This window comes from Hydrocoleum sp. CS-953, assembly GCF_002260545.1.
GTDB lineage: Bacteria > Cyanobacteriota > Cyanobacteriia > Cyanobacteriales > Microcoleaceae > Trichodesmium.
On record NZ_LGSU01000451.1, the window covers coordinates 1 to 3,158 of the forward strand.

Here is a 3,158-nt window from a genome sequence, read left to right on the forward strand (position 1 = left end):
TCCTTACATAAAGCTAATGACCGGAACAAGTGATGACCAAATTTATCAAATTTTACAGCCACTATATTATTTTGTAAAGCAAAAATATTTTGTTATAAAATACTCTAACGGCCAAAATGAGAGTGTGAGAACTAAAAAAACTTCTGGGAGCCAAATTATAGCATGAGTCGGCGAGAAACGAAACTAAAATTGATGGTAGTCGATGACGAACCAGACAACCTGGATTTGTTGTATAGGACGTTTCGGCGGGACTTTAAGGTATATAAAGCAGATAGTGCCTTCAGTGCTATGGACGTTTTAGAAGAAGTAGGAGAAATGGCACTGATTATCTCTGACCAAAGAATGCCAGAAATGAATGGTACAGAGTTTTTAGGTAAAACCTTAGAAACATTTCCAGATACTGTTCGGATTCTACTGACAGGCTACACAGATGTAGAAGATTTAGTAGAAGCAATCAACTCAGGTAAAGTATTTAAGTATATTACAAAACCCTGGAATCCAGAAGAACTAAAAGTCGTAGTTCAACAAGCTTCAGAAACCTACAAAGTAGTGAAGCAACGCACTAATGCTTTGACTCTTGCTCTGCGACGAGAGTCTATTTTGAATAAGGTTATGAGTGCAATTAGAGAATCATTGGATTACTCTAGTATGTTATCGACAATAGTTCAGACAGTGGGACTAACTTTTGCGGCCACAGAAGGTAGATTATGGCCAGCAGCAGGCGATCGCCTCATGTCTGAGTCTTTTTCCTATCAAAACTCTGAAAATTCTCAAAACGAGTTTCCAATTACTGAAGAATTATTATTGCAGGTATTAGAGAATCGCCAAACTTATTTTGAAGAAGGTTCAGAAAAAAGTAGTTGTAAATTAATAGTCCCTCTAATTTACCAGAAAGATTTACTAGCAGTTTTAGCCCTTAATCAAGAAAATAGTAATAACTTCTGGTCTACTGAAGATGTCAATCTTATAGAAAGTGTATTAGAGCAGGGAGCCTTGGCATTATCGCAAGCTCAACTCTATCAAAAGACTAGAGAACTAGCCGAACAAATGCGTAATGAGCTAGAAGTAGCTCGTCAGATACAGAGCAACTTATTACGTCAAAGTTGGCCAGACTTTGAAACATTTAAGATACAAGGCTGTTGCTATCCTGCTAGAGAAGTAGGAGGTGATTTCTTTGAAGTTTATACTCACTCTCAAGGAGAAATCTGGTTAGCATTAGGAGATGTTTCTGGAAAGGGAGTACCTGCTGCCTTATTTATGGCTAGTGCTATTTCTGTAATGAGACGAGAACTTTCTCAAGAAAATCCCCCAGACCCCTACGAAGTAATGCAAAATCTCAATAGTAGTCTTTCAGATGATTTAATTAGTAATAATTGCTTCATTACAATGGTCTTGGCTCGCTATACACCAGAAACCGGATTATTAGCTTATGCTAATGCTGGCCATATATATCCTTTAGTCTGGTCTAAAACCGCACTGGTAGCTGCTGGAAACCAAGGTTCCGAGGAAGTAAAACCAAATTTCCTCAAAGATCGTGGTATTCCCCTAGGAATATTACCAATATGGAAAGGCAAAGCAGGTACTATAGACTTAGATTCAGGAGATATATTCTTACTTACAAGTGATGGTATCACTGAAGCTACAGTGGTTCAAGAATCTAATGATGGTGGGGAACCAATTCGTGTAATGTTGCAACAAGAAGGTTTATGGAAACTCCTACAGGAGCATAAAGAACAACTAGACCTAAATAGTGTATTGGCTTATATCAGAGCCGATAATCAAGTTCAGGAAGACGATCAAACTATACTATCTCTGGAGGTTCTCTGAATTTATGAAAACTGAGCTTCAGGTGCCAAGCAACCTCAATTTTTTAACTATTGTCGAACATTGGTTATTAAGCAGTTTAGAAGTAGAGCTAGGAGAACATATTGATTGGCCTCGTCAATCCAACCGTTTACGCTTGGTGCTGGCGGAAGCTTATTCCAATGTGATTCGTCATGCTCATAAGGACCAACCTCACTTACCAGTGCTAATACGCTTAGAAATTAAAGAGCGTGATATTGCTTTGGAAATTTGGGACTATGGTCAAGGTTATCGTACAGGGGATTATAATCCACCAACACCAGAAGCCAAACAAGAAAGTGGTTATGGATGGTTGATTATGAATAGATTGATGGATCGTGTAGACTATAGTTTGCAAATAGATGGTAGAAACTGTCTAAAGTTGGAAGCAAGTATACCAGAAAAAGTTTAATAACCCATTGGTTAATTAGAATTGATTGAATTGTAACAAGATTAGTATATTGCTAATGGACTTGCAACCTGATCTCCTGACTTCTGACTGTAAGGGTTGGGTAAACAAACCACCACTTACCATAGCTTTACTGTTGAATAGGCTTAGAAGTTTGACCTCCTCCGGACGTTGCGCAAATACGACAACGCGGGACTTATAGAGTTAATTATAGGTTAACTAATCCGACCGCTCCACCTAGAAACTGTTAGGCTAACTGCCTTATCTATAAAAAATAGCAAATTGTTGGCAAAAGAGTAAGATTGATTCGTATTACCTATTGACCTAATAACCAAGACCAAAAGTATTTTAGCACTTATGCTACAGGATAATCCCGCTTCATTAATTGATAATTGATAATTGATAATTGATAATTGATAATTGATAATTACCTCTGATTAAAACCGTTACGGAATTGAAGATCAGGAAATTCAAGAGCACTTTTTTCCCCTATCCAAGGGGAGGCTTCAAGGCGCGAATTATTTAACTATTAATTATTAATAATTCGGTAAGACTATTCAAACATCCTGGAAAACTTCTGGCAAGTTTCAAACTTATAGCAGTTTTCATGTTTTTTAGAGTACAGAGATTTGGGTTTAAAGGAAGAAGGCTCATATTATCTAGGAGAGAAGGAAGAAGGAAGAAGTAATGCAAGTCATGAAGTGAAAACCGCTATAATTTGAATGCACATAATATAAGTGGTATTGCAAAGAGGCTCAAAATTATACTGGGAGAATTGTTTAGATATCAACTTTATTGTAGGCATTCTCGGTGACTTGATATAAGTCAAAAACTCATAGACTTGACAACCATAAACTAGATATATATGATTTGTACGAAGCATTAAAAATCACTATGAAAAATATTG

At 37.0% G+C, this 3,158-nt stretch carries 2 protein-coding genes; both read left to right on the forward strand.

The genetic code is table 11. The annotated features are described in order from the left end of the window. The first annotated feature begins 162 nt into the window (after window positions 1–162). Window positions 163–1,827 carry a SpoIIE family protein phosphatase gene (locus AFK68_RS04510; protein ID WP_094671769.1) on the forward strand — a complete coding sequence of 555 codons (1,665 nt, stop codon included), beginning with the start codon at window positions 163–165 and terminating at the stop codon, window positions 1,825–1,827. Between the two features lie 4 nt (window positions 1,828–1,831). Beyond that, entirely contained in the window at window positions 1,832–2,254 is a 423-nt protein-coding gene (locus AFK68_RS04515; RefSeq protein ID WP_094671770.1) for an anti-sigma regulatory factor, read from the forward strand. Window positions 2,255–3,158 lie beyond the last annotated feature (904 nt).